A 22,765-nucleotide genomic window follows, 5' to 3' on the forward strand; every position below is an offset into this window, starting at 1 on the left:
ACTGAATGGATCATACTGGAAAGAGGGTCGTAAGATCTTCTTTCTTTTTTTGGTAAAATTAAAATGAATCACGGAGGGATCTGAGATGAAGAGACAGGTATGTGGCATTCTGGCAGCCTTCGGTCTGATGTTTTTCCTGTTGTCTGCGGTTTACTATTTCAGTTATCAGGATCTGAAAGAGCAGCAGAGAGAAGAACTGGCAGAGGGAGAAGAGAACAGCCCCAGAGACAGTGGTGAAACAGAAAGCGGCAAAATCGAATCCGGTATAGCCGGAGCCGCAAAGCTGCAGGAGCTTACGGTGAGCATGGACATGCGCTATGTCTGCCAGAGCTATGATCCGGCAGCAGGGGAACTGACCGAACAGCTGCTTCCCATGCCGGAAGAATATCTGGGTCTGACCAGATCCGAGCTGGTATCGAAGCTTTCGCAGGAGGAGGATGGAAAAGCACTGGTGGTGTTTTCTGATTCCAGGCTGGTTGTCCGTGACCGGAATCAGGTAGATCCGGAGGATTATAAATTTCTTCTTCTCCTGGAGGAGGGATATTTAACGGTCTATTACAGTGACCGCCATGATGTATATCTGGAGACCTATTTAACCGAGGAGGAGCTGCCAGCTGCCGAAGTGCCTGCACTGAAACGGGGCTACTATGTGAAGGGCGAAGCGGAGCTTTATGATTACCTCCAGTCCCTTACAAGCTGAACTTTCCTCTGAGAACTATAAAAACACAGCGTATTTTACAAAGGAATGTTGTGAAAGGCTGTCCAATCAGGTATAATAAAACCGCCGATCAGAAATGTCCGGCGGATTTTTTATGACCGTTAAACGACAATGGTTTGTAATAAAAATAAACTTTGAACCGTTATGAGCTATTTACAGAATGAGAATCGGGAGGCGTAAAACATGGAGCAGGTTGTGGTGATCGGAGGCGGAGCGGCAGGCATGGCGGCGGCAATCGCGGCGGCGGATGCCGGAAGCAGCGTGGTGCTTCTGGAGGGTGGAAAGCAGCCGGGGAAAAAGATCCTTTCTACCGGGAACGGAAGATGCAACCTGACGAACCTGGTACAGACGCCTTCCTGTTATCATACCTCAGAGGGACAGGAGGAGCAGACGGCCTGGCAGGTGATCCGACGGTTTGGATGCGAGGAAACGAAACAGTTTTTCGGCAGCCTTGGCCTGTATTTTAAAAATCGGGACGGTTATCTCTATCCCCGTTCCTCACAGGCACAAACGGTGCTCTCGGCGCTGGTGGAGGGCATGGAACAGAGAGGCGTCGATGTGCGGACGGAGGCAAAGGTCTGCGGCGTCGAAAAACGAGACGATGGATTCCTCGTCCGGACGGCGGAGCAGTCCTTTCCGGCCAGACGGGTGATTTTATGCTGCGGCGGCATGGCTGCTCCGGCAACGGGCTCCGATGGGAACGGATACGCATTGGCGAAAGCATTTGGCCATCAGGTGAATCCGCCGCTTCCGGCGCTGGTTCCATTATATGGAGAAACCGGGCCATTAAAAAAGGCCGCCGGTGTGCGGACAGACGGGCGGATCACTCTTCTGGTAAATGGAAGGAAAGCTGCTTCCGACACGGGAGAGCTTCAGATTACCGATTATGGAATTTCCGGGATTCCGGTATTTCAGGTGAGCCGGTTCGCGTCCATCGGACTGGAAAAAGGGGAAACGGTGGAGGCAAGGATCTCATTTCTTCCGGAATATGAAGAACCGGAAACGTTTTTAGCTCAGTTATGGAAGAAATGTGGGGATACCCTGTCAATTTTAAACGGCCTGTTCCCGGAAAAATTATCGATTGCACTGTTAAAAAAAGCGGGGATCGTGCTCCATGCGCCTATGGAACGGATTCCGGAGAAAAAGCGGGCGGCTCTTTCGGAGCTGATCACAGCCTATCCCATGACTGTAACGAAGACGGGAGACTTTGACCGGGCGCAGGTGACGGCAGGAGGCGTGCGGCTTTCCGAGGTGGATCTTTGGTCCATGGAATCAAAGCTGGTTCCGGGGCTTCAGTTTGCCGGAGAGATCCTGGATGTGGACGGAATCTGCGGCGGTTATAATCTGCAATGGGCATGGGCCAGTGGTGTTCTGGCAGGAAAGCGGGGAAACTTATGATACGGATCACACAGATCAAATTGAAGCCGGAGGAAAGCGAGGAGCGTTTGCTTTCCCGAATCTGTAAAAAGCTCCGGGTTACGGAAGCGGATATTCTTTCATGGCAGATCCGGAAAAAGTCTCTGGATGCGCGGAAAAAGGATGCACTTACCTGGATCTATCAGGTCGATGTGGAATTAAACCGGAAGGAAGCACCGGTGCTGCGGCGGTTAAAGGAGTCGGAGGCCCATCATGTGGAAAACCGCGGATATGAGGTCCCGCCCCATGGAACCGAGCGCCTGTCCCACCGTCCGGTGATCGTGGGAACAGGACCTGCCGGACTGTTCTGTGGATATCTGCTGGCAAAGGAGGGCTATGCGCCGGTTCTTCTCGAGCGGGGAGGCCCGGTGGAGGAGCGGTCAAAGGCAGTGGAGCAGTTCTGGAACGGCGGCCCGCTGGACCCGGAGTGCAATGTCCAGTTCGGTGAAGGCGGAGCAGGAACCTTTTCCGACGGAAAACTCAATACGCTGGTAAAGGATCCGGCACTGCGCGGACAGAAGGTACTGGAGATCTTTGCGGCTCATGGTGCAGGGGAAGAGATCCTTTATGAGCAGAAGCCACATATCGGAACTGATGTGTTAAAAGAGGTCCTTCGTTCCATGCGAAAAGAGATCGAGGCCTTTGGTGGAACCTTTCAGTTTCATACAAAGCTTACGGATCTGGAATGCACAGACGGAATGCTCTGCGGCATTCAGGTCCAGGATACAAAAACCGGGGAGCTCCGCTCTTTGTCTGCGGGGCAGCTGATCCTTGCGGTGGGACACAGTGCCAGAGATACCTTTGCCATGTTAAAGGCGCGTGAGCTTTTTATGCGTCCAAAATCCTTTGCGGTGGGGCTTCGGATCGAGCATCCTCAGAGCCAGATCCAGCTTGCCCAGTACGGAGCGCATTACGCACCGCTTTTTCCGGCAGCGCCTTATAAGGTGACAGCGAAGGCTTCCGACGGGCGTGGTGTGTATTCGTTCTGTATGTGCCCCGGCGGACAGGTGGTCAATGCGTCTTCCGAACCGGGAAGGCTGGCAGTTAATGGCATGAGCTATCATGCAAGAGCCGGACGCAATGCCAACAGTGCCATGATCGTAACGGTCACACCGGCAGATTTCGGGGACGGGATCGATCCCATGTCAGGTGTGGAATTCCAGAGAACGTTAGAAGAGCGGGCCTTTACACTGGGCGGAGGGGCAATCCCCATGCAGCTGTTCGGAGATTTTAAAGAGAACCGGGAGAGTAAAAGCCTTGGAGCGGTGCTTCCTGATCATAAGGGAGAAAGCCGGCTTTCCAATCTGCGGGAGCTTCTGCCGGAGGGGTTAAGCCAGGCACTGATCGAAGGCATCAGCCAGTGCGGACGCCGGCTGACAGGGTTTGACCGGTATGATGCAGTTCTGTCCGGTGTGGAGAGCCGGACCTCTTCGCCGCTTCGGATCGAACGGAATGAATCTATGGAAGCTAATATCCATGGGATCTATCCCTGCGGTGAGGGCGCCGGGTACGCCGGAGGAATCACATCGGCGGCTATGGACGGACTGCGTGTGGCGGAAACACTGATTGCACGGTTCGCGCCGGCCGCGCAGTAACGGGCGGAGGTTCGTATTTTCCGCGGCTCCACCCAGGCCAGCCAACCGGCACATTCTCCAGTTGCCTCTGTCTGGCCTGGGCAGTGGATCCGCGAGAAAGGAACATTACCAGCCGGAGGCGTGCATATTGCTGTGCAGGGGACGTCCCGAGCCCCGGCACTTCCTGAGACCAAGCATCAGCGCCGGACGAAGGTTATGTGCCGCTGGTCGCGAGGGATAAGCGGGAGCGGTCTCCCGGAGCAGCAGTGTGCCGCGAAGGCGTGAAAGAAGTGAAAGGAACGGAAAATCTGCGCAGGACTTGCACAGGAACTTTAAATCTGATAAAATAGCAGGAGTTTCGGGCGAGTTTTTGTACAGAAAGGATCAAAAGATGGACAGAAAAGCAAGACTTTCGGGAAAGAACCGGGTGGTGATCAAGATCGGTTCTTCTTCTCTGACCCATAAGTATACCGGATATCTGAACTTGAGCAAGGTGGAAAAGCTGGCAAGGATCCTGACAGATCTTCAGAACCAGGGCATGGAGGTGGTTTTGGTAAGCTCAGGAGCCGGAGCCGTTGGCCGGAAGACTATGGGCTATATGGAACGGCCGGGCAGCCTTCCGGAAAAGCAGGCGCTGGCAGCCATTGGTCAGGCGAAGCTGATGATGACTTATCAGAAGCTGTTTTCTGAATATAATCAGGTGGTAGCACAGATCCTGATGACAAAAACTACCATGCTCAACGAGGATTCCCGGATGAATGCAAAGAATACCTTCGATGAGCTTTTAAAAATGGGTGTGATCCCCATCGTAAATGAAAATGATACGGTAGCGACCCATGAGATCGAATTCGGTGATAATGACCGGCTTTCCGCGATTGTAGCGGCGGTGATCCAGGCAGATCTTCTGATTCTTCTTTCTGATATTGACGGGCTTTATGAGGATGATCCGAAAACCAATCCCGATGCGGCCTTTGTAAGCGAGGTGACTGAGATCAACGATGATCTGGTGGAAATGGGAAAGGATACCTCCGGAAGCAATGTGGGAACCGGCGGCATGTCGGCGAAGATCGTAGCGGCACGTATGGCCACAGATGCCGGGATCGACATGGTCATCACCAATGGTGATGATGTGGAAAATATTTACCGGGTACTGGACGGAGATCCTATCGGGACGCTGTTCCTGGCCCATAAAAATAAAAATTTTAATCTGATGGAATATCTGACTGCATATTAAAAGAAGGTGGAAACATGAAAAAATCATGTCTGGTACTGGAGGGCGGAGCCACCAGAGGCGTCTTTACCGCCGGAGCACTGGATTATCTCATGGAACAGAAGCTGTATCTTCCCCATGTGATCGGTGTATCGGCAGGCTCCTGCAATGCCATCGATTATGCGTCCATGCAGCCCGGGAGGACGAAAGACTGTATGATCCCCCGACGGAAGGAGGATCAGTATCTGGGACTTCACAGTATGCTCCGGACAAAGACGCTGTTCGATATGGATTTGATTTTTGAAACATATCCGAAGGAAACCTATCCCTTTGATTTTGAAACCTACCGGACATCGCCGGTGGGCTGTGAAATGACCGTTACCAACTGTCTGACAGGAAAGGCCGAATACCTGGATAACCGGGAGGAGCTGGAAGCGGTATTGAAGATCTGCCGGGCGTCCTGCAGCATGCCGGTGGTATCAAGGATGGTGGAGATCAACGGCGTGCCGTATCTGGACGGCGGTGTGGCGGATTCCGTTCCTGTGGCACATGCGCTTCGGGAGGGCTATAAAAAGTGTGTCGTGATCCTGACAAGAAACGCAGGCTACCGGAAAAAGCGTTCAAGGAAGGCCGTGGGAATTTACCGGACGGTTTATGAGAAGTATCCGGAGCTGGTAAAGGCCTTATATCTGCGTCCGGTGGTCTATAATCATACCATGGAGCTCATTGAGCGTCTGGAGGCGGAGGGACATCTGTTTGTACTTCGTCCGGAGATGCCGGTAGTATCACGGACGGAGCAGGATACAGAGGCGCTGACGGCATTTTATGACCATGGCTATGAGCAGATGAAGCGCCATTATGAGGCCCTGTGCCGGTATCTGGAATAATAAAAAGCTTCAGGAATGTGGAAAGTCTGCCTGTGCGGGTGTTTCCGCCGGCAGCAGCAAAAAGCGGAAATACGGAGGAATTTTCATGACGGATGAGAAGATCAAGCGGATCAATGAATTATATCATAAATCAAAAAAGGAGGGACTGACACCGGAGGAGATCAAAGAGCAGGCCGATCTGCGCCGGGAGTATATTGCTTCCGTACGGAAAAATCTGACCAGCTCCCTTCGAAATGTGAGTCTTCTGGAGCCTGACGGCTCGGTAACGGATCTCGGAAAGATCATTGACGCAAAGGAAAAGCGCGGAAATTAGAAACGCAGACAGAGGAAAGGTGCAGCAAATAAATTCAGGTACGGGTGCGGAGGCAGATCATGACAAAAAAGGAGATCCGGAAGGAAAGCAAGGAACGCCGGAAAGCACTGGGAGAGACTCAGGAGATCGAAAAAAGCGAACAGATCCGAAAATGGGTGGCTTCGCTTCCGGAATATCAGGCAGCAAAGACGGTTTACTGCTATGTGGATTATAACCATGAGGTTCATACCTGGCCCATCATGAAGCAGGCACTGGCGGACGGAAAACGGGTGGCCGTCCCGCGGGTGGAGGGCAAGGAGATGGTATTTTGCTATATCACCGGGGAAATGGATCTGGAGTCCGGATATTCCGGGATCCTGGAGCCAAAAGTAGGGCTTCCCATTGCTGAGGAGGAGAATGCGTTTTTTATCATGCCCGGGGTGGCTTTTGACAAAGAGCATCACCGGATCGGCTACGGAGGCGGCTTTTATGACCGCTATCTGGAGAAATGGCCGAAGCTTAAGACTGCGGCTGTTGCCTTTTCCTGTCAGCTGTTTGAAGCCGTACCCTTTGAAGCGTTTGACATCTTGCCGCAGATCCTTGTGACGGAAAACGGGATCAGCAGGCTGTAAGGAGGCAGAGCGATGGAGTTACTGGAACAGATGGAGGATATGGGAAGGCGGGCGAAAGAGGCTTCGTATCTTCTCGGACGCCTTGGCACAGAAGAAAAAAATCAGGGACTTCTGGCAGCGGCAGACGGACTTCTGGCACATACGGAATCCATTCTGGCAGCCAATGCTCTTGATATGGAGAACGGCCGGAAGCGCGGCATGCATCAGGGGCTTTTAGACAGGCTTGCGCTTAACGAAGCGCGGATCGAGGCCATGGCCGAGGGATTAAGGCAGATCGTAACCCTGGAGGATCCCATCGGAGAAGTCCTTTCTATGAAAAAGCGGCCAAACGGGCTTCTCATCGGAGAAAAGCGAGTGCCCATGGGGGTGATCGGAATCATTTATGAATCCAGGCCAAACGTGACAGCGGATGCCTTCGGCTTATGCTTCAAGGCGGGAAATGCTGTGATCTTAAAGGGCGGAAGCGATGCGATCCATTCCAATACGGAGATCGCTCTGGTTCTGCGGAAGGCGCTGGCAGCCTGCGGACTGCCGGAGGATGCCATTCAGCTGGTGGAAAGCACCGACCGGGCGGCGGCCAAAGCCCTGATGACCATGAATAAATGGATCGATGTGCTGATCCCCAGAGGCGGCGCGGGACTGATCCGTACCGTAGTGGAAAACAGTACGGTACCGGTCATTGAAACAGGAACCGGAAACTGTCATATTTTTGTAGATGAAAGTGCCGACATCGACATGGCCGTGGATATTATTTTCAATGCAAAGACCCAGCGGATCGGCGTGTGCAATGCCTGTGAATCGCTGCTGATCCATAAAGGAATCTCCGAGGCACTGTGGCCCCGCTTAAAGGCAAGGCTTCAGGAAAAGCAGGTGGAGATCCGCGGAGATGAGACGGTCTGCTCGCTGGTAGAGGAAGCCGTTCCGGCCACGGAGGCAGACTGGGGAACCGAATATCTGGATTATATTTTATCGGCCAAGACTGTGGAGAATGTGGATGAGGCCATTACCCACATCAACCGCTATAATACCGGCCATTCCGAGGCTATTATCACAACGAATTACGACAATGCCCAGAAGTTTTTGGATCAGGTGGATGCGGCGGCGGTCTATGTCAATGCTTCAACCAGATTTACCGATGGCTTTGAGTTCGGCTTTGGCGCAGAGATCGGGATCAGTACCCAGAAGCTCCATGCCAGAGGTCCCATGGGCTTAAAAGCACTTACCAGCACGAAATACATCATATACGGGAACGGACAGGTGCGCCCGTAGCGGCGCGGGACCGGTCCAGGAAGGAATATTATTCAGTGGAATTTGAAAACAGTGTAACTGTTGCACCGGAGAGCGAGCCGGAGCGCCAGCAGTATTTTATGGAACAATTAAAGAAGCTTGTGGCAGAGCGGGAGAGCAGGACCGGACGGAAGCTGAAAGCCTGTATCCAGACCTTCGGCTGTCAGATGAATGCCAAGGATTCGGAAAAGCTGCTCGGGATTCTGGAAGCAGCAGGCTTTCAGGCAGCGGATTCGGAGGAGTCCGATTTTGTGCTCTATAACACCTGTACGGTGCGTGATAATGCCAACCAGCGTGTTTACGGCCGCCTCGGCTATTTAAACAGCTTAAAGAAAAAGAATCCGAAGATGATCATTGCCCTCTGCGGCTGCATGATGCAGGAGCCGACGGTGGTAGAGAAGATCAAAAAGAGCTATCGCTTTGTGGATCTGATCTTCGGGACCCACAACATCTATAAGCTGGCGGAGCTTCTGTATCTTCAGATGACCGAACAGAAGATGGTGGTGGACATCTGGAAGGATACCGACAAGATCGTGGAGGAGCTGCCTGCAGAGCGAAAGTATTCCTTTAAGTCCGGCGTCAATATCATGTACGGCTGCAACAATTTCTGCAGTTATTGTATCGTTCCTTATGTTCGCGGACGGGAGCGGAGCCGGAAGCCGGAGGATATCGTCAGAGAGGTGGAGGCACTGGTCGCAGACGGTGTATGCGAGGTCATGCTTCTCGGCCAGAATGTTAATTCCTACGGAAAGACCCTGGAGGAGCCCATCACCTTTGCGGAGCTTTTACGGCGGGTGGCAGCTGTAGAGGGGCTGGAGCGGATCCGTTTTATGACATCACATCCCAAGGATCTTTCCGATGAGCTGATCGAAGTCATGCGGGACTGTCCAAAGATCTGCCGGCATCTCCATCTTCCGGTCCAGTCAGGAAGCTCACGGATCTTAAAGAAGATGAACCGGGTCTACAATAAGGAGCAGTATCTGGCTCTGGCAAAGAAGATCCAGACAGAAATTCCGGATCTGTCCCTGACAACGGATATCATTGTGGGCTTCCCCGGTGAGACCGAGGAGGATTTCCAGGAGACACTGGATGTGGTGCGCCAGGTGCGCTACGACAGTGCATTTACCTTTATTTATTCCAAGCGGACTGGGACGCCTGCTGCTGCCATGGAGGATCAGATTCCTTATGATGTGGCACAGGAGCGGCTTTCCAGGCTGTTAAAGGAAGTACAGAAGATTTCCGCTGAGCGCTGCGGCAAGGATGTGGGAACGGTCATGACGGCTCTTGTAGAAGGGATCGATGACCATGATCCGACCCATGTGACCGGACGGCTCAGCAACAATATCATGGTGCATTTTCCGGGGGATGCCTCCGAGATCGGGAAGATCCTTCCGGTTGAGCTTACAGAATCCAGGGGCTTTTATTATATGGGGAAACGGGTGGAATAGCGTATGAACGTATGGCTGAAGGAACAGGTGCAGAATCGGAAACAGGCAGGGCTTCTGGCCCTGTTTCTGGTGATCCTTGCGAGCGGAATTATCACATTATGTCTGGTAGGAGCCTCCGATGCCCGTTTGTTCGGCCGTATGCGTGTCGTACCGACAAAAGCCGGAGCTTCTGAAAAGATACCGGCAGCTGCCGGTCCGATGCAGACAGAAGCGCAAAGCCTGTCCGGAAAGCTTTCCTATGAACAATTCCGGTCCGGGGAGCTTCGGTACTGCGGTTATCTGGGACGGCTGAATATCCATGCCGCTCCGGACGAAACGACGGAGATTCTCGGCCATCTGGTTTATAAAGATCCGGTGCAGGCTTTTTTCCAGGAGCAGAATGGTTATGTGAAGATCTGTGCTGACAGAACGGACGGAGCCCTGGAGGGATACTGTCTGAAGGAAGAGCTGACACCGGAGGAGCCGTCTGACGGACGGATTTTTCTGAATGTGCCGGATTATAAGCAGTATGATCCCAGATGGGGCGGACTGTCTCTCGGCGGAAGCTATGAGACCATTGAAAGCGCCGGCTGTACCACTACCTGCCTTGCCATGGCCTATACCTATCTGGAGGGACAGGAGACAACGCCGGATGCCATGATGGAACGGCTCTGGTATAACGAGCAGGGGATGCTGGGATTTCCGAAGATCTATACCCGTTATGACGGCGGCGATTATCTGGATGTGATCCTGCAGAAGCTGCAGGCAGGGATTCCCGTCCTGGTCGGTGGGAAAAATGAAAATGGCGGCCAGCACTGGGTTCTTGCTGTGGGCTATCAGGGAGATGGTTCCCAGTTAAATACCGGTGATTTTCTGATCAATGATCCCAATTCATCGGAACGGCCGACACTGGCGGAGTTTTTCGCGGATTATCCGCAGTTTAACAAGATCGCATATAAGGAGAGCTGATGAGTAAACAGACCATGTCACCCATGATGCAGCACTACATGGAGACAAAAAAACAGTACCCGGACTGCATCTTATTTTACCGTCTGGGTGATTTTTATGAGATGTTTTTTGAGGACGCCAAAACGGTGTCCAGAGAGCTGGAGCTTACATTAACCGGAAAGGAATGCGGCATGGCGGAGCGGGCGCCTATGTGCGGCGTGCCGTATCACGCACTGGACAGTTATTTAAGCCGTCTGGTGCAGAAGGGCTATAAGGTCGCCATCGCCGAGCAGATGGAGGATCCGAAGCTTGCCAAGGGCCTTGTGAAGCGTGAAGTCACCAGAATCGTCACACCGGGAACCCTGTTGGACAGCCAGGCCCTGGATGAAACAAAAAATAATTATCTGATGAGTATTGTTTATCTTGCCAGGTCCTTTGGGATCGCCGTCACAGATGTGACCACCGGAGAATTTCTGGTGACGGAGGTGGATTCCACCAGGGCGCTGCTGGATGAGCTTTACAAATACACGCCCTCGGAGATTATCTGCAACGAGGCTTTTTATATGTCCGGGGTTGATTTAGAGGAGTTAAAAAACCGTCTGAATTTTCTGATCACGCCGTTAGAGAACCATTACTTTGATGATGCGGTCTGCCGGGATACCCTGAAGCGTCATTTCCATGTGGGAACCCTGGCCGGACTGGGGCTGGAGGATTACCGGACAGGACTGGTAGCCGCGGGCGCTGCCATGAATTATCTGCTGGAGACCCAGAAAACCTCCCTGTCCCATATCACCAGGATCACGCCTTATCGTTCGGGAAAATATATGGTGCTTGATACCTCAACAAGACGGAACCTGGAGCTTCTGGAAACGCTGCGGGAAAAGCAGAAACGGGGCTCGCTTCTCTGGGTGTTAGATAAGACCAGGACCGCCATGGGAGCGAGACTGCTGCGGAGTTTTATTGAGCAGCCGCTGATCGAACGGGAGGAGATCCTAAAGCGGCAGGACGCCATTGAAGAGCTGAACGGCTCCTACATATCCAGAGAAGAGCTGATCGAGTATCTGAATCCGATCTATGATCTGGAGCGTCTCATCGGACGGATCTCCTATCAAAGTGCCAGCCCGAGAGACCTGATTGCTTTTAAAAATTCCCTTCAGATGCTTCCGCCTATCAAAACGCTTCTGGAGGAGTTCCATACACCGCTGCTTTCCGGACTCCGGGAGGATCTGGATCCACTTTCCGATCTGGCAGATCTGATTGACCGGGCGATTGTGGAAGAACCGCCTCTTGGAATCCGGGAGGGCGGGATCATAAAGGATGGCTACAATGAAGAAGCCGACCGGTTAAAGAAGGCAAAGACGGAGGGAAAGACCTGGCTCATGGAGCTGGAGGCAAGGGAACGGGAAAAGACCGGGATCAAGAATCTGCGGATCAAATACAATAAGGTCTTCGGCTATTATCTGGAGGTCACCAATTCCTTTTTATCCCAGGTGCCTGAAACCTATGTCCGGAAACAGACCCTGACCAATGCGGAACGGTTTACCACTGACGAATTAAAGAAGCTGGAAGAGATCATTTTAGGAGCGGAGGACAAGCTCTTTATCCTGGAATATGATCTGTTCTGCGAGGTACGCAGTACCATTTCCGCAGAGGTTTCGAGAATCCAGAAGACAGCCCGCTGCATTGCATGGCTGGATGTACTGGCGTCTCTTTCGGTTGTGGCATCCAGAAACCAGTATGTGCGCCCGAAGATCAATGAAAAGGGAGTCATCGATATCAAGGAGGGGCGTCACCCGGTGGTAGAGCAGATGCTGCGGGACGATCTGTTCATTGCCAATGACACCTATCTGGATAACGGTAATCACCGGCTGTCCATTATTACCGGTCCCAACATGGCCGGTAAATCGACCTATATGCGCCAGACAGCCCTGATCTGCCTCATGGCACAGATGGGCAGCTTTGTTCCGGCGGCATCGGCCAACATCGGGATCAGCGACCGGATCTTTACAAGAGTCGGAGCGTCTGATGACCTGGCCAGCGGCCAGAGTACCTTTATGGTGGAGATGACGGAGGTTGCCAATATCCTGCGGAATGCCACAAAGGACAGTCTGCTGATCTTAGATGAGATCGGCCGCGGAACCAGTACCTTCGATGGTCTTTCCATTGCATGGGCGGTGATCGAATATATTTCCAATCCGAAGATCCTGGGTGCCAAGACGCTGTTTGCCACCCATTATCATGAACTGACGGAACTGGAGGGCTCTTTAAAGGGAGTCAATAACTACTGTATCGCAGTCCGTGAGATGGGAGAGGACATTGTGTTTCTCCGGAAGATCGTCAGGGGCGGTGCCGACAAGAGCTACGGAATCCAGGTGGCGAAGCTGGCCGGTGTGCCGGAGCCTGTGCTGGAGCGGGCCAGAGAGCTGGTAGAGGAGCTTTCCGAGGCCGATATTTCCGTCCGGGCAAGACAGATCGCCGAGGCAGAACCGGCCGTGCCGAAAAAGAAGCCGGTGCCGAAGCTGGATGAGGTGGATTTAAAACAGATGAGCCTTTTTGATACGGTAAAGGACGATGATATTTTAAAGGAGCTGGAATCTATGGAGCTTGCGTCCATGACGCCCATCGACGCCCTCAATACCTTATACCGGCTCCAGAACAGCTTAAAGAACAGGTGGTAATATGCCGAATATCACAGTATTAAGTCAAGAGACCATCAACCAGATCGCAGCCGGGGAGGTCATCGACCGGCCTTCCTCGGTGGTGAAGGAACTTCTGGAGAATGCCATTGATGCCGGAGCTACTGCCGTGACCATTGAGATCCGGGACGGCGGAACAACCATGATCCGCATTACCGACAACGGCTGCGGGATCGAGAAGGAGCAGATTTCGACGGCCTTTCTCCGTCATTCCACCAGTAAGATCAGAACAGCCGCCGACCTTTTAACGGTCTCCTCCCTGGGCTTCCGCGGCGAGGCACTTTCCAGTATTGCGGCGGTGTCCCAGGTAGAACTGATCACAAAGACGGCCGGAGCATTGACCGGTGCACGGTATCAGATCCATGGCGGAAAAGAACTTTCGCTGGAGGAAATCGGCGCGCCGGAGGGCACGACCTTTCTGGTACGGAACCTGTTTTATAATACGCCGGCCAGAAAGAAGTTTTTAAAGTCACCCCAGACCGAGGGCGCGTATATCAGCAGCCTGGTGGAGCGTATGGCCCTTTCCAGGCCGGATATTTCACTCCGCTTTATCCAGAACGGGCAGACGAAGCTTCATACCTCCGGAAACCACAACCTGAAGGATCTGATCTATATGATCTTCGGGCGGGAGATCACCGCCAACCTGCTGCCCGTTGAGGCGGACGGGGATCATATGGCAATCCGGGGCTTTCTCGGAAAGCCGGTAATTTCCAGAGGAAACCGGACCTATGAAAACTATTTTATTAATGGACGATACATTAAAAGCGGGCTTATCAATAAGGCCATCGAGGACGGCTTCCATTCTTATATGATGCAGCACAAGTATCCCTTTGTGGTTCTGCATCTGACGGTGGAGCCGGAGTTTTTAGATGTCAATGTCCATCCCTCCAAGATGGAACTGCGGTTCCGTAATCAGGAAGAGATTTATGAGCTCCTGTGCCGGTCGATCCACGATACGCTGGCAGGAAAGGAGCTGATCCGCAGGGTAACGCTTTCGGAACCGGAGGAGGAACCGAAGCAGGCAAAGACAGACGCCGGGCCGGAGCCCTTTGAGGCACGCCGGGCCGCACGGGAGCAGAACCGTTCTGCCATGGGAGAGCGCGTTTCCGCGGTGAGGGAAGGGCTTGTCGGCCGTACAGTACTTTCCGGGGGAGCCCGGCCGTCCGGTGAATCAAAGCTTCCCGGATTTTCCTCGGCGATCCCGCCGGTGGAGCCCCCGGCCTTTTTAAAAGAAACGGCGGAGTATTCGGCAAAACCGAAGACAGACGGGCACCTTCCGCAGAGGGAAGGTGCAAAGCAGTGTGTTCCTATGGATGATTCCGGCAGCCGGAAGCCGCAGCAGGAGCCTCCGCATCAGATGGAGCTTTTTGAGGAGGCTCTGTTTACAAAGGAAGCCAGAAAAAGCTATCGATTTATCGGCCAGGTGTTTGAAACCTACTGGCTGATCCAGTATGAGGATCAGTTTCTGATCATCGACCAGCATGCCGCCCATGAAAAGGTGCTCTACGAGCGGATGGTGCGGGACCTGCGGGAAAAGAAGATCTACGGGCAGCAGGTAAATCCACCCATGCTTCTTTCGTTAAGTGCCCATGAGGAGGAAATTTTAAATACCTGCAGAATGCGGTTTGAAGCCCTCGGGTTTGAAATCGAACATTTCGGTGGAAAGGAATACGCCGTCCACGCGATTCCGGCGAATCTTTACGGGATCACTCAGAAGGAGATCCTGCTGGAGCTTTTAGACAGCCTGTCGGGCGATTACGGAAAGGAATCGGAGGAGCTGATTTTGGAAAAGCTGGCGTCCATGAGCTGCAAGGCGGCAGTGAAGGGTGGAGACCGGATCAGTACGGCGGAGGCAGAGGCGCTGATCGATGAGCTTTTAAACCTGGAGAATCCGTACGCCTGCCCTCACGGCCGTCCTACCATCATTTCCATGAGCCGGAAAGAACTGGAAAAGAAATTCAAGAGGATTGTATAGGATATGAAAAGACCATTACTCATATTGACAGGACCGACAGCGGCAGGAAAAACCGCCCTCTCCATCCAGGCGGCAAAAGCCTTTGACGGAGAGATCATAAGCGCCGATTCCATGCAGGTCTATAAGGGCATGGACATCGGTTCCGCCAAGATCAGGAGGGATGAAATGGACGGTGTCCCGCACCATCTGATCGATGTGCTGGAGCCGGAGGAGCCCTTTCATGTGGTAAAATTCCAGGAGCTTGCCAGGGCTGCCATGGAGGAGATTTATGAGCGGGGGCATCTGCCCATCATCACCGGCGGGACCGGCTTTTATATCCAGGCTCTGTTATATGACATTGATTTTACGGAGAATGACGCTGATCCGGCTTACCGGGAAACGCTGGAACGACTGGCCATGGAACGGGGCGCGGCTTATCTCCATGGATTATTAAAAGAGCGTGATCCGAAGGCGGCGCAGGAGATCCACGAAAACAATGTGAAGCGGGTGATCCGGGCCCTGGAGTTTTATGAAAAGACAGGAACGCCGATCTCAGTCCACAATGCGGCGCAGCGGGAAAAGGAATCTCCCTACCGGTTTGCCTATGTGGTTCTGAACCGGAACCGGGAAGAGCTTTACCGGCGGATCGACCGGAGAGTCGATCAGATGATGGAAGCGGGGCTTCTGGAGGAAGTGGATACGCTCCGGAAACGGGGCTATGACCGGTCATATGTTTCCATGCAGGGACTGGGCTATAAGGAGCTTCTTGCTTATCTGGACGGGGAATGTACCCTGGAGGAAGCAGTTTATATTTTAAAACGGGATACGAGACATTTTGCGAAACGCCAGCTTACCTGGTTCAAGCGGGAACGGGACACGGACTGGCTTTCACTGGATCAGAAAACAGACGAGGAAGCGCTGGCAGATCTGACAGAGATCCTTAGACGGCGCGGAGTCATCAGTATATAGAAATCGAGGAAATGAAATGGAAGCATTAAAGCAGTTTTATGAAACCATGGGAATCGACCGGCGGGTGCTGGAGCTGGGGGAAGAGGTGGAAGCATCCTTAAAGGAGCGGTTTGCGGCTCTTGATGAGACCGCCGAGTACAACCAGTTAAAGGTTTTGACGGCCATGCAGAAGAACCGGGTGGCAGAGGCCCATTTTTCCGGTTCCACCGGCTACGGTTATAATGATATGGGAAGGGAAACCCTGGAGCAGATCTATGCCGATGTATTCCATACGGAGGCCGGGCTGGTAAGGCCCCAGATCACCTGCGGGACCCATGCGCTTAACGTGGCACTGGCAGCAAACTTACGTCCCGGTGATGAGCTTCTCTCCCCGGTGGGAAAGCCGTATGATACTCTGGAGGAGGTCATCGGGATCCGCCCGTCCAAGGGTTCTTTGCGGGAATACGGGATTACATATGCCCAGGCGGATTTAAAGCCGGACGGCTCCTTTGATTTTGATGCGATCCGGGCAGCGATCAATGACCGGACGAAGCTGGCAACCATTCAGCGTTCCAAGGGCTATGCCACAAGGCCGACTCTTTCGGTGGAGCGGATCGGGGAGCTGATTGCCTTTATCAAATCCATCAAGCCGGACGTGATCTGCATGGTGGACAACTGCTACGGAGAGTTTACGGAAACCATTGAGCCGACTGATGTGGGGGCGGATCTCTGCGTGGGATCTCTGATCAAGAATCCCGGCGGCGGACTGGCGCCCTGTGGCGGCTACATTGTGGGAAAAGAGGACTATGTGGAGCAGGCGGCATACCGGTTAAGCTCACCCGGCCTCGGAAAAGAGGTGGGAGCAAGCCTGGGACTCAATCAGACCCTGTACCAGGGCTTTTTCCTTGCACCGACGGTGACAGCAGGCGCCATCAAGGGGGCAATCTTTGCGGCGGCTTTATATGAAAAGCTTGGATATCCGGTGTTCCCGTCTTCCGCGGCATCGCGCCATGACATTATTCAGGCCATCGACCTTCATACGCCGGAGGCATTAAAGGCATTCTGCCGCGGCATTCAGGCGGCTGCACCGGTGGATTCCTTTGTGACGCCGGAGCCCTGGGCCATGCCCGGATATGATTCCGATGTGATCATGGCGGCAGGTGCCTTTGTGCAGGGTTCTTCGATTGAGCTTTCTGCCGACGGCCCCTTAAAGCCGCCCTATACCGTATTCTTCCAGGGAGGACTGACCTGGTATCATGCCAAGGTGGGAATCCTCTGTTCGGCCCAGAAGCTGCTGGAGGCCGGCGAGATCCGACTGTAAAATCAGGAATTCGGCGGAAGATGTCGGATTCTTGGGATTTCCTTAAGATTTTCTTTTTCGGTGTACAGGAAATCGAATTTGTGTTAAACTGATACTTGTAAAATTTTTGATTTTACAGAGGTTTTTGGAAAAACGGGAGTGACTGACCAATGAGGACAGCAAAAAACAAGTGGTCTCTGCTGCTTTTGGTGCTGGCGGGGATCGTGCTTGGTGGTTTTATCGGGCAGCTTCTGGGCGGTATGAGTGCCTTCCACTGGCTGAATTTCGGACAGACCTTCGGTCTGACGAACCCGGTGATCCTGGATCTTGGGATCCTGACGATCACCTTTGCCCTGACGATCAAGATCACCATCGGCGGAATCCTGGGGATCATTATTGCCATTCTGATCTACCGGCTTCTGTAAGGACCCATATACCGGATCGCCTGAACAAAAAGGAGGACCGGTTTATGAACAACGAAACAAGCATGCGGGAGCTTCCGGCTCCCGAACGGCCGTATGAGCGCTGCCGACAGGCGGGACCGCAGGCGCTGTCGGATGCCGAGCTTCTGGCGGTGCTTTTACGGACGGGAACAAAGGGCCAGAATGTGCTGGAGACAGCCAGAAAGATCCTTGCACTGGATCCGGCTGCGCCGGGGCTTCTGGGGCTTTATCATCTCACCTGGAATGAATATAAGCGTGTTCCGGGAATCGGTGAAGTCAAGGCCGTCCAGCTTGCCTGTATATCGGAGCTGGCAAAACGAATGAGCAGGGGGAGCGTGAGAAGGGAAGAAGTGTTTCTTTCTCCGGAATCCGTTGCGTTATATTACATGGAAGAAATGCGCCATCGGGAGAAGGAAGAACTCCGGACTGCGTATTTAGATACGAAAGGCCGTCTGCTGGCAGATCTTTGTCTGTCGGTGGGAACGGTAAACAGCTCCCTGGTATCCCCAAGGGAGATTTTTCTGGAGGCATTCCGCTTCCGCGCCGTCCGGCTGATCCTGGTCCACAACCATCCAAGCGGAGATCCGGAGCCGTCCAGGGAGGATATCCTGGTGACAAAGCGGACGGTCCAGGCGGGAAAGCTCATGGGGATCGAGGTGGACGATCACATCATCATCGGGGACAACTGCTATATCAGCTTAAAGGAACGAGGAATGGTTTAGATGAAGAAAAAGAAGAAGTCGTCGCTTCCGGCAAGGTACGTGCTGCTGTTCATGCTCTTATTCTGTATCCTGCTTCTGGTGGCGAACTATTTTAAACCCGGCTTTCTGAGCCCGGTTTCCAATGCGGTCAATGCGGTGCTTACGCCCATGCAGAAGGGCCTGAACCATCTTGGAACAGGCTTTGCCGACACGGCTTATGATTACAAGAGCCTGGAGGAGGCGCGGGCAGAGAACCAGACGTTGAAGGAGGAGCTGGCGGCACTGCGTGAAGAGGTCAATAACTATCAGCAGGGGCAGAAGGAGCTGGAGGAGCTTCGGACGCTGTTTGAACTGAAGGGCCAGTATACCGACTATGAGATGACCGGAGCCAGCGTGATCCAGAAGGACGCCGGAAACTGGTATCATTCCTTTGTGATCGACAAGGGAACCGATGACGGGATCGAAGTGGATATGAATGTGATCGCCGATGGCGGCCTGGTGGGAATTGTTACCGAGGTGGGAAGTAATTTTGCCAAGGTGCGTTCTATCATTGACGATGACAGCAATGTAAGCGCCATGTCTTTAAACTCCGGCGATACCTGTATCGTGTCCGGCGACCTGAAGCTTTACAGTGATGGGAAGCTGCGGTTAAGCTACATCGACAAAAACGACAATATCTGGGACGATGATAAGATCGTCACCTCCAACATCAGTGACAAATATCTGCCCAATATCCTGATCGGTTATGCCAGGGACATTGCGGTGGACAGTAACAATGTCACCAAGTCCGGATACCTGATCCCGGCGGTGGATTTTGAACACCTCCAGAATGTGCTGGTGATCAAGACTCTGAAGGTGACAGGCGAGGAGAGTCAATCTTGAAAATAAAGAGAATCATTTCCATGGCAGGGATCATTCTGGCAGGCGCCTTTCTCCAGTTCGGTCTCTTTGCCAACAGTCCGTTGATCGACACGGTACCGAATATTTTGCTGATCATCACTGTGGCATTCGGATTTATGAAGGGCAAGATCCATGGCATGGTCATTGGATTTTTCTGCGGTCTCGTGATGGATATTCTTTCCATGAATGCCATCGGTTTCCATATGGTGATCTTTATCCTTACCGGGTATCTGAACGGAGCGCTCCATCAGTGGCTCTATTCGGACTATATCGTGTTTCCTCTGATCGTAACAGCGTTTTCCAGCTTTTTATACGGGCTTTATATGTACTGTTTCCAGTTCCTAATCCGGAACCGGCTGGACTTTCTGTTTTATCTGAAGCGGGTGATCGTACCGGAGGTTCTCTACACGGTGATCTTAACCAGCGTGATCTACCAGCTATTATCCTTTATCAACTACAAACTCGAAATGACAGAGCGAAGGAGTGCAGCGAAATTTGTTTAGTGAAATTTGGGAAATTCTGATCGCAGGGCTTAAAAAAGTGGTGAAGTCCAGGCTGTTTGTGGTGAGCATTCTCTGTATTGTGATGATCACCTCCCTGGTTCTGCGGCTGTTTAAGCTACAGATCGTGGAGGGGGAAAATTACCAGGAAAATTATGTGCAGAAGACCTTAAAGACGGTCAGTGTTTCCGGAACAAGAGGAGACATCTACGACCGCAGCGGAAAGCTTCTGGCCTATAATAAGCTTGCGTATGCCGTCTCGATCAGTGACAACGGCTATTATCAGAACGGGTATCAGAGAAATCAGATGCTTTTAAAGCTGATCCCGATTCTGGAAAAGCACGGGGAAACGTTAAAAACAACCTTATCTCTTACCATAGACGGGAGCGGGCAGTTTCAGTATACCACCGGAAGCGAGGAGGCAAGAAAGCGGTTTCTCCGCGATGTGTATGGCTTAAAAAGTGTGGATGATCTGGATGATGAAAAGGGAAAGTATCCTTCCGATATTTCTGCACGGGAGCTGTTTGACAAGTTAAAGGAACGGTACGGTGTCGGAACCAATGCCGACAAGACTACTTATGAGATTGATGATGCAACGGCGCTCAAGGTCTTGAATATCCGTTATGCCATGACTCTGAACGGATATCGAAAATATGATGCTGTTGTAGTTGCCAGTGATGTGAAGCTGGAGACCGTGGCGGATATCAAGGAAAATTCCAGTGATCTGCCGGAGGTGAATGTGGAAGAGGAAACCATCCGCGAATACAACGACAGCTTTGCATTTGCTCATATTCTGGGATATACCGGTCAGGCGGATGCCGATGAGCTGGAAACCTTAAAGCAGGAGGATGATTCCTATGAGCTGGGGGATGTGGTCGGAAAATCCGGAATCGAATCCGCCATGGAGCTGGATCTTTCCGGGAAGAAGGGAAGCCAGACCATGTATCTGGACAGCGAGGGCCGGATCCTGGAAATCAAAGAACAGACGGATGCAGAAAACGGAAATGATGTATATCTGAGTATTGACCGCGACCTGCAGGTGGGTGTTTATTCTCTGATTGAGCAGAGTCTTGCCGGGATCCTGGTGAGCCGCCTTAATAACGACTGGTCTTATGAGGTCAAGGAAGGCATGGATATGTCCAATGTCATGATTCCGATTCGTGACGCCTACTATCAGCTCATCAATAACAACATTCTTTCCATGAGCCGGTTCGGAACGGAAGATTCCTCGGATCTGGAAAAGAGTATCTATGCCCGCTTTTCAGAACGGAAATCCGCGGTGATACCGGAACTGGCGGCTCAGCTCTCCGCTGCGGATGCGCCGGCCTTTGAGGACTGTTCCCAGGAAATGCAGGATTATCAGGATTACGTGTATGATTACATGCGGAAAAATTCCTTTTTCTTGTCCGGATCGTTAAGCAGTGACGATGAAATTTATGTGGGCTGGGTCAACGAAACTGTCAGCTTCCATGATTTTCTTTATCATGTGGTGGAGGAAGGCTGGATCGATCCGACTAAGCTTTCGTCCAGTGAAAAATATACCAGTACCGATGATACGTTTACCACTCTGGTAAACACGCTGACAGCAGCGATGGATCAGGAATCCGGCTTCCAGAAGCTGATCTATAAATATCTCATTAAGGACCGGGTGATCTCCGGCTGTGAACTGTGTCTGTGTCTGTATGAGCAGGGCGTTCTGGAGCAGGACGAAGCGTCCATTGCTTCGCTGAATACGGGAAGCGATACGGCATCCTTTGAGTTTATGAAAACAAAGATCGGGAATCTGGAGCTGACCCCGGCGCAGATGGCGCTGGATCCCTGCTCTGCCTCCTGTGTGGTTACCGATGTGGAGACCGGGGAGGTCCTGGCTTTAGTTACGTATCCAGGCTATGATATCAATAAATTTTCCGGTTCGGTGGATACCGCTTACTATAATCAGCTTTATAATGATTTAAGCCAGCCGTTTTTAAACCGTGCAACTCAGGTCGAAACGGCGCCCGGTTCCAGTTTCAAGGTGCTTTCCGCCGCCATGGGACTGGAGGAGGGCGTAATTTCCGCCGATGAACTTGTGAATGATACCGGCGTCTTCGAAAAGCAGGGGCTCCATTTAAAATGCTGGGACTCCAGCGGACACGGCGATGTCAATGCCATCAGCGCCATCGCCCAGTCCTGTAACTACTATTTCTCGGAAATCGGTTTCCGGGTATCTCAAAGCGGCGGTGAGTACGACAGCAGCACCGGACTGGCCACCATCCAGAAGTATGCGTCCATGTTTGGCCTCGGAGAAAAATCCGGGGTGGAAATCGCGGAGAGCGCTCCCCATATTTCTGATGAAAACCCGATTCCGTCTTCGATCGGACAGGGTACCCATACCTATGCCAACATTCATCTGTCCAGGTATCTGACTGCCATTGCCAGCAGCGGAAATCTTTACAAGTACAGCTTGATTTCCAAGGTGCAGAGCAGTGACGGGGAGATTTTAAAGCAATATACGCCGCAGATCGAATCCCATATTGAGCTTCGCCAGTCAACCTGGGATACCATGCACAACGGCATGATCGCGGTGGTAAGCGGAAAGAGTGCCATCAGCCCGCTGGGAGGAACTTACGGAGATACGTTTGCAGATTCTCCTATTAAGACGGAGATTGGTTTTGCCGGAAAGTCCGGTACGGCGGAACAGTCCAAAACCAGGGCAAACCACGGTACCTTTATCGGATATGCCCCGGCAGCGAAAAATCCCGGTGATCCTCAGGTGGACGCCAAGGTGGCCGTTTCCGTCTCCGTTCCAAACGGCTATGGAGCGAGCAATGCGGCTTCCATTGCGGAACAGGCCCTGGAACTGTATTACGGGTATACGGATCTCCAGACCATTCTGGATTCCAACTCGGCGGCAGATATGAACAGTGCCGTCATACCCGATTAAGCACAAGAG

19 protein-coding genes are annotated in these 22,765 nt (G+C 52.6%); all 19 read left to right on the plus strand.

Going from position 1 to position 22,765, the window contains the following annotated elements; genetic code table 11:
- Positions 1-85 precede the first annotated feature (85 nt).
- The 19 genes from ACTQ3K_RS00390 (at position 86) to ACTQ3K_RS00480 (ending at position 22,756) form a co-directional block, all read left to right on the plus strand.
- A complete protein-coding gene (locus ACTQ3K_RS00390; protein ID WP_441564623.1) occupies positions 86-700 on the plus strand; it encodes a hypothetical protein in 615 nt (204 codons plus the stop codon).
- A gap of 201 nt (positions 701-901) precedes the next feature.
- Entirely contained in the window at positions 902-2,116 is a 1,215-nt protein-coding gene (locus ACTQ3K_RS00395) for an NAD(P)/FAD-dependent oxidoreductase (protein ID WP_441564624.1), read from the plus strand.
- The gene (locus ACTQ3K_RS00400) at positions 2,113-3,729 is read left to right on the plus strand and encodes an NAD(P)/FAD-dependent oxidoreductase (RefSeq protein ID WP_441564626.1); all 1,617 of its coding nucleotides are present in this window, start codon (positions 2,113-2,115) and stop codon (positions 3,727-3,729) included. Before ACTQ3K_RS00395 ends, ACTQ3K_RS00400 begins: the two co-directional genes overlap by 4 nt.
- A 370-nt stretch (positions 3,730-4,099) precedes the next feature.
- On the plus strand, positions 4,100-4,942 hold the full coding sequence (gene proB / locus ACTQ3K_RS00405) for a glutamate 5-kinase (RefSeq protein WP_441564628.1): 843 nt from the start codon (positions 4,100-4,102) through the stop codon (positions 4,940-4,942).
- Between the two features lie 14 nt (positions 4,943-4,956).
- Complete coding sequence (locus ACTQ3K_RS00410; RefSeq protein WP_441564630.1) at positions 4,957-5,805, plus strand: patatin-like phospholipase family protein; 849 nt, start codon at positions 4,957-4,959, stop codon at positions 5,803-5,805.
- Between the two features lie 85 nt (positions 5,806-5,890).
- Positions 5,891-6,118 (plus strand): DUF896 domain-containing protein, encoded by a 228-nt coding sequence (locus ACTQ3K_RS00415; RefSeq protein WP_441564632.1) that lies wholly within the window; start codon positions 5,891-5,893, stop codon positions 6,116-6,118.
- A 59-nt stretch (positions 6,119-6,177) separates the two neighbouring features.
- Positions 6,178-6,729 carry a 5-formyltetrahydrofolate cyclo-ligase gene (locus ACTQ3K_RS00420; RefSeq protein WP_441564633.1) on the plus strand — a complete coding sequence of 184 codons (552 nt, stop codon included), beginning with the start codon at positions 6,178-6,180 and terminating at the stop codon, positions 6,727-6,729.
- A gap of 12 nt (positions 6,730-6,741) precedes the next feature.
- Entirely contained in the window at positions 6,742-7,998 is a 1,257-nt protein-coding gene (locus ACTQ3K_RS00425) for a glutamate-5-semialdehyde dehydrogenase (protein ID WP_441564635.1), read from the plus strand.
- A gap of 35 nt (positions 7,999-8,033) precedes the next feature.
- A complete protein-coding gene (gene miaB, locus ACTQ3K_RS00430; protein ID WP_441564636.1) occupies positions 8,034-9,464 on the plus strand; it encodes a tRNA (N6-isopentenyl adenosine(37)-C2)-methylthiotransferase MiaB in 1,431 nt (476 codons plus the stop codon).
- Between the two features lie 3 nt (positions 9,465-9,467).
- Positions 9,468-10,412, plus strand: coding sequence for a C39 family peptidase (locus ACTQ3K_RS00435; protein ID WP_441564638.1), 945 nt, complete (start codon positions 9,468-9,470; stop codon positions 10,410-10,412).
- Positions 10,412-13,069, plus strand: a complete 2,658-nt coding sequence (gene mutS, locus ACTQ3K_RS00440) for a DNA mismatch repair protein MutS (RefSeq protein WP_441564640.1) — start codon at positions 10,412-10,414, stop codon at positions 13,067-13,069. The genes ACTQ3K_RS00435 and mutS overlap by 1 nt, the downstream gene beginning before the upstream one ends.
- A gap of 1 nt (position 13,070) precedes the next feature.
- Positions 13,071-15,062 carry a DNA mismatch repair endonuclease MutL gene (gene mutL / locus ACTQ3K_RS00445; RefSeq protein ID WP_441564642.1) on the plus strand — a complete coding sequence of 664 codons (1,992 nt, stop codon included), beginning with the start codon at positions 13,071-13,073 and terminating at the stop codon, positions 15,060-15,062.
- A gap of 3 nt (positions 15,063-15,065) precedes the next feature.
- Positions 15,066-16,010, plus strand: coding sequence for a tRNA (adenosine(37)-N6)-dimethylallyltransferase MiaA (gene miaA / locus ACTQ3K_RS00450; RefSeq protein ID WP_441564644.1), 945 nt, complete (start codon positions 15,066-15,068; stop codon positions 16,008-16,010).
- Positions 16,011-16,026: 16 nt separating this feature from the next.
- On the plus strand, positions 16,027-17,310 hold the full coding sequence (locus ACTQ3K_RS00455; protein ID WP_441564646.1) for a methionine gamma-lyase family protein: 1,284 nt from the start codon (positions 16,027-16,029) through the stop codon (positions 17,308-17,310).
- Positions 17,311-17,459: 149 nt separating this feature from the next.
- Positions 17,460-17,714, plus strand: coding sequence for a DUF4321 domain-containing protein (locus tag ACTQ3K_RS00460; RefSeq protein WP_441564648.1), 255 nt, complete (start codon positions 17,460-17,462; stop codon positions 17,712-17,714).
- A gap of 44 nt (positions 17,715-17,758) precedes the next feature.
- The gene (gene radC / locus ACTQ3K_RS00465) at positions 17,759-18,454 is read left to right on the plus strand and encodes a RadC family protein (RefSeq protein WP_441564650.1); all 696 of its coding nucleotides are present in this window, start codon (positions 17,759-17,761) and stop codon (positions 18,452-18,454) included.
- Positions 18,455-19,315 (plus strand): rod shape-determining protein MreC, encoded by an 861-nt coding sequence (gene mreC / locus ACTQ3K_RS00470; RefSeq protein ID WP_441564652.1) that lies wholly within the window; start codon positions 18,455-18,457, stop codon positions 19,313-19,315.
- Positions 19,312-19,836 carry a rod shape-determining protein MreD gene (mreD, locus tag ACTQ3K_RS00475; protein ID WP_441564654.1) on the plus strand — a complete coding sequence of 175 codons (525 nt, stop codon included), beginning with the start codon at positions 19,312-19,314 and terminating at the stop codon, positions 19,834-19,836. Before mreC ends, mreD begins: the two co-directional genes overlap by 4 nt.
- A complete protein-coding gene (locus ACTQ3K_RS00480) occupies positions 19,829-22,756 on the plus strand; it encodes a penicillin-binding transpeptidase domain-containing protein (protein ID WP_441564656.1) in 2,928 nt (975 codons plus the stop codon). Before mreD ends, ACTQ3K_RS00480 begins: the two co-directional genes overlap by 8 nt.
- Positions 22,757-22,765: the final 9 nt, after the last annotated feature.

This window comes from Candidatus Paralachnospira sp. LCP21S3_A2 (assembly GCF_052118925.1).
GTDB lineage: Bacteria > Bacillota > Clostridia > Lachnospirales > Lachnospiraceae > Lientehia.

Excerpts from the sequence above, each read along its gene's own strand:
- ACTQ3K_RS00390 (WP_441564623.1), top strand. The coding sequence starts at position 86 with ATGAAGAGACAGGTATGTGGCATTCTGGCAGCCTTCGGTCTGATGTTT.
- ACTQ3K_RS00395 (WP_441564624.1), top strand. The coding sequence starts at position 902 with ATGGAGCAGGTTGTGGTGATCGGAGGCGGAGCGGCAGGCATGGCGGCG.
- ACTQ3K_RS00400 (WP_441564626.1), top strand. The coding sequence starts at position 2,113 with ATGATACGGATCACACAGATCAAATTGAAGCCGGAGGAAAGCGAGGAG.
- proB (WP_441564628.1), top strand. The coding sequence starts at position 4,100 with ATGGACAGAAAAGCAAGACTTTCGGGAAAGAACCGGGTGGTGATCAAG.
- ACTQ3K_RS00410 (WP_441564630.1), top strand. The coding sequence starts at position 4,957 with ATGAAAAAATCATGTCTGGTACTGGAGGGCGGAGCCACCAGAGGCGTC.
- ACTQ3K_RS00415 (WP_441564632.1), top strand. The coding sequence starts at position 5,891 with ATGACGGATGAGAAGATCAAGCGGATCAATGAATTATATCATAAATCA.
- ACTQ3K_RS00420 (WP_441564633.1), top strand. The coding sequence starts at position 6,178 with ATGACAAAAAAGGAGATCCGGAAGGAAAGCAAGGAACGCCGGAAAGCA.
- ACTQ3K_RS00425 (WP_441564635.1), top strand. The coding sequence starts at position 6,742 with ATGGAGTTACTGGAACAGATGGAGGATATGGGAAGGCGGGCGAAAGAG.
- ACTQ3K_RS00435 (WP_441564638.1), top strand. The coding sequence starts at position 9,468 with ATGAACGTATGGCTGAAGGAACAGGTGCAGAATCGGAAACAGGCAGGG.
- mutS (WP_441564640.1), top strand. The coding sequence starts at position 10,412 with ATGAGTAAACAGACCATGTCACCCATGATGCAGCACTACATGGAGACA.
- mutL (WP_441564642.1), top strand. The coding sequence starts at position 13,071 with ATGCCGAATATCACAGTATTAAGTCAAGAGACCATCAACCAGATCGCA.
- miaA (WP_441564644.1), top strand. The coding sequence starts at position 15,066 with ATGAAAAGACCATTACTCATATTGACAGGACCGACAGCGGCAGGAAAA.
- ACTQ3K_RS00455 (WP_441564646.1), top strand. The coding sequence starts at position 16,027 with ATGGAAGCATTAAAGCAGTTTTATGAAACCATGGGAATCGACCGGCGG.
- ACTQ3K_RS00460 (WP_441564648.1), top strand. The coding sequence starts at position 17,460 with ATGAGGACAGCAAAAAACAAGTGGTCTCTGCTGCTTTTGGTGCTGGCG.
- radC (WP_441564650.1), top strand. The coding sequence starts at position 17,759 with ATGAACAACGAAACAAGCATGCGGGAGCTTCCGGCTCCCGAACGGCCG.
- mreC (WP_441564652.1), top strand. The coding sequence starts at position 18,455 with ATGAAGAAAAAGAAGAAGTCGTCGCTTCCGGCAAGGTACGTGCTGCTG.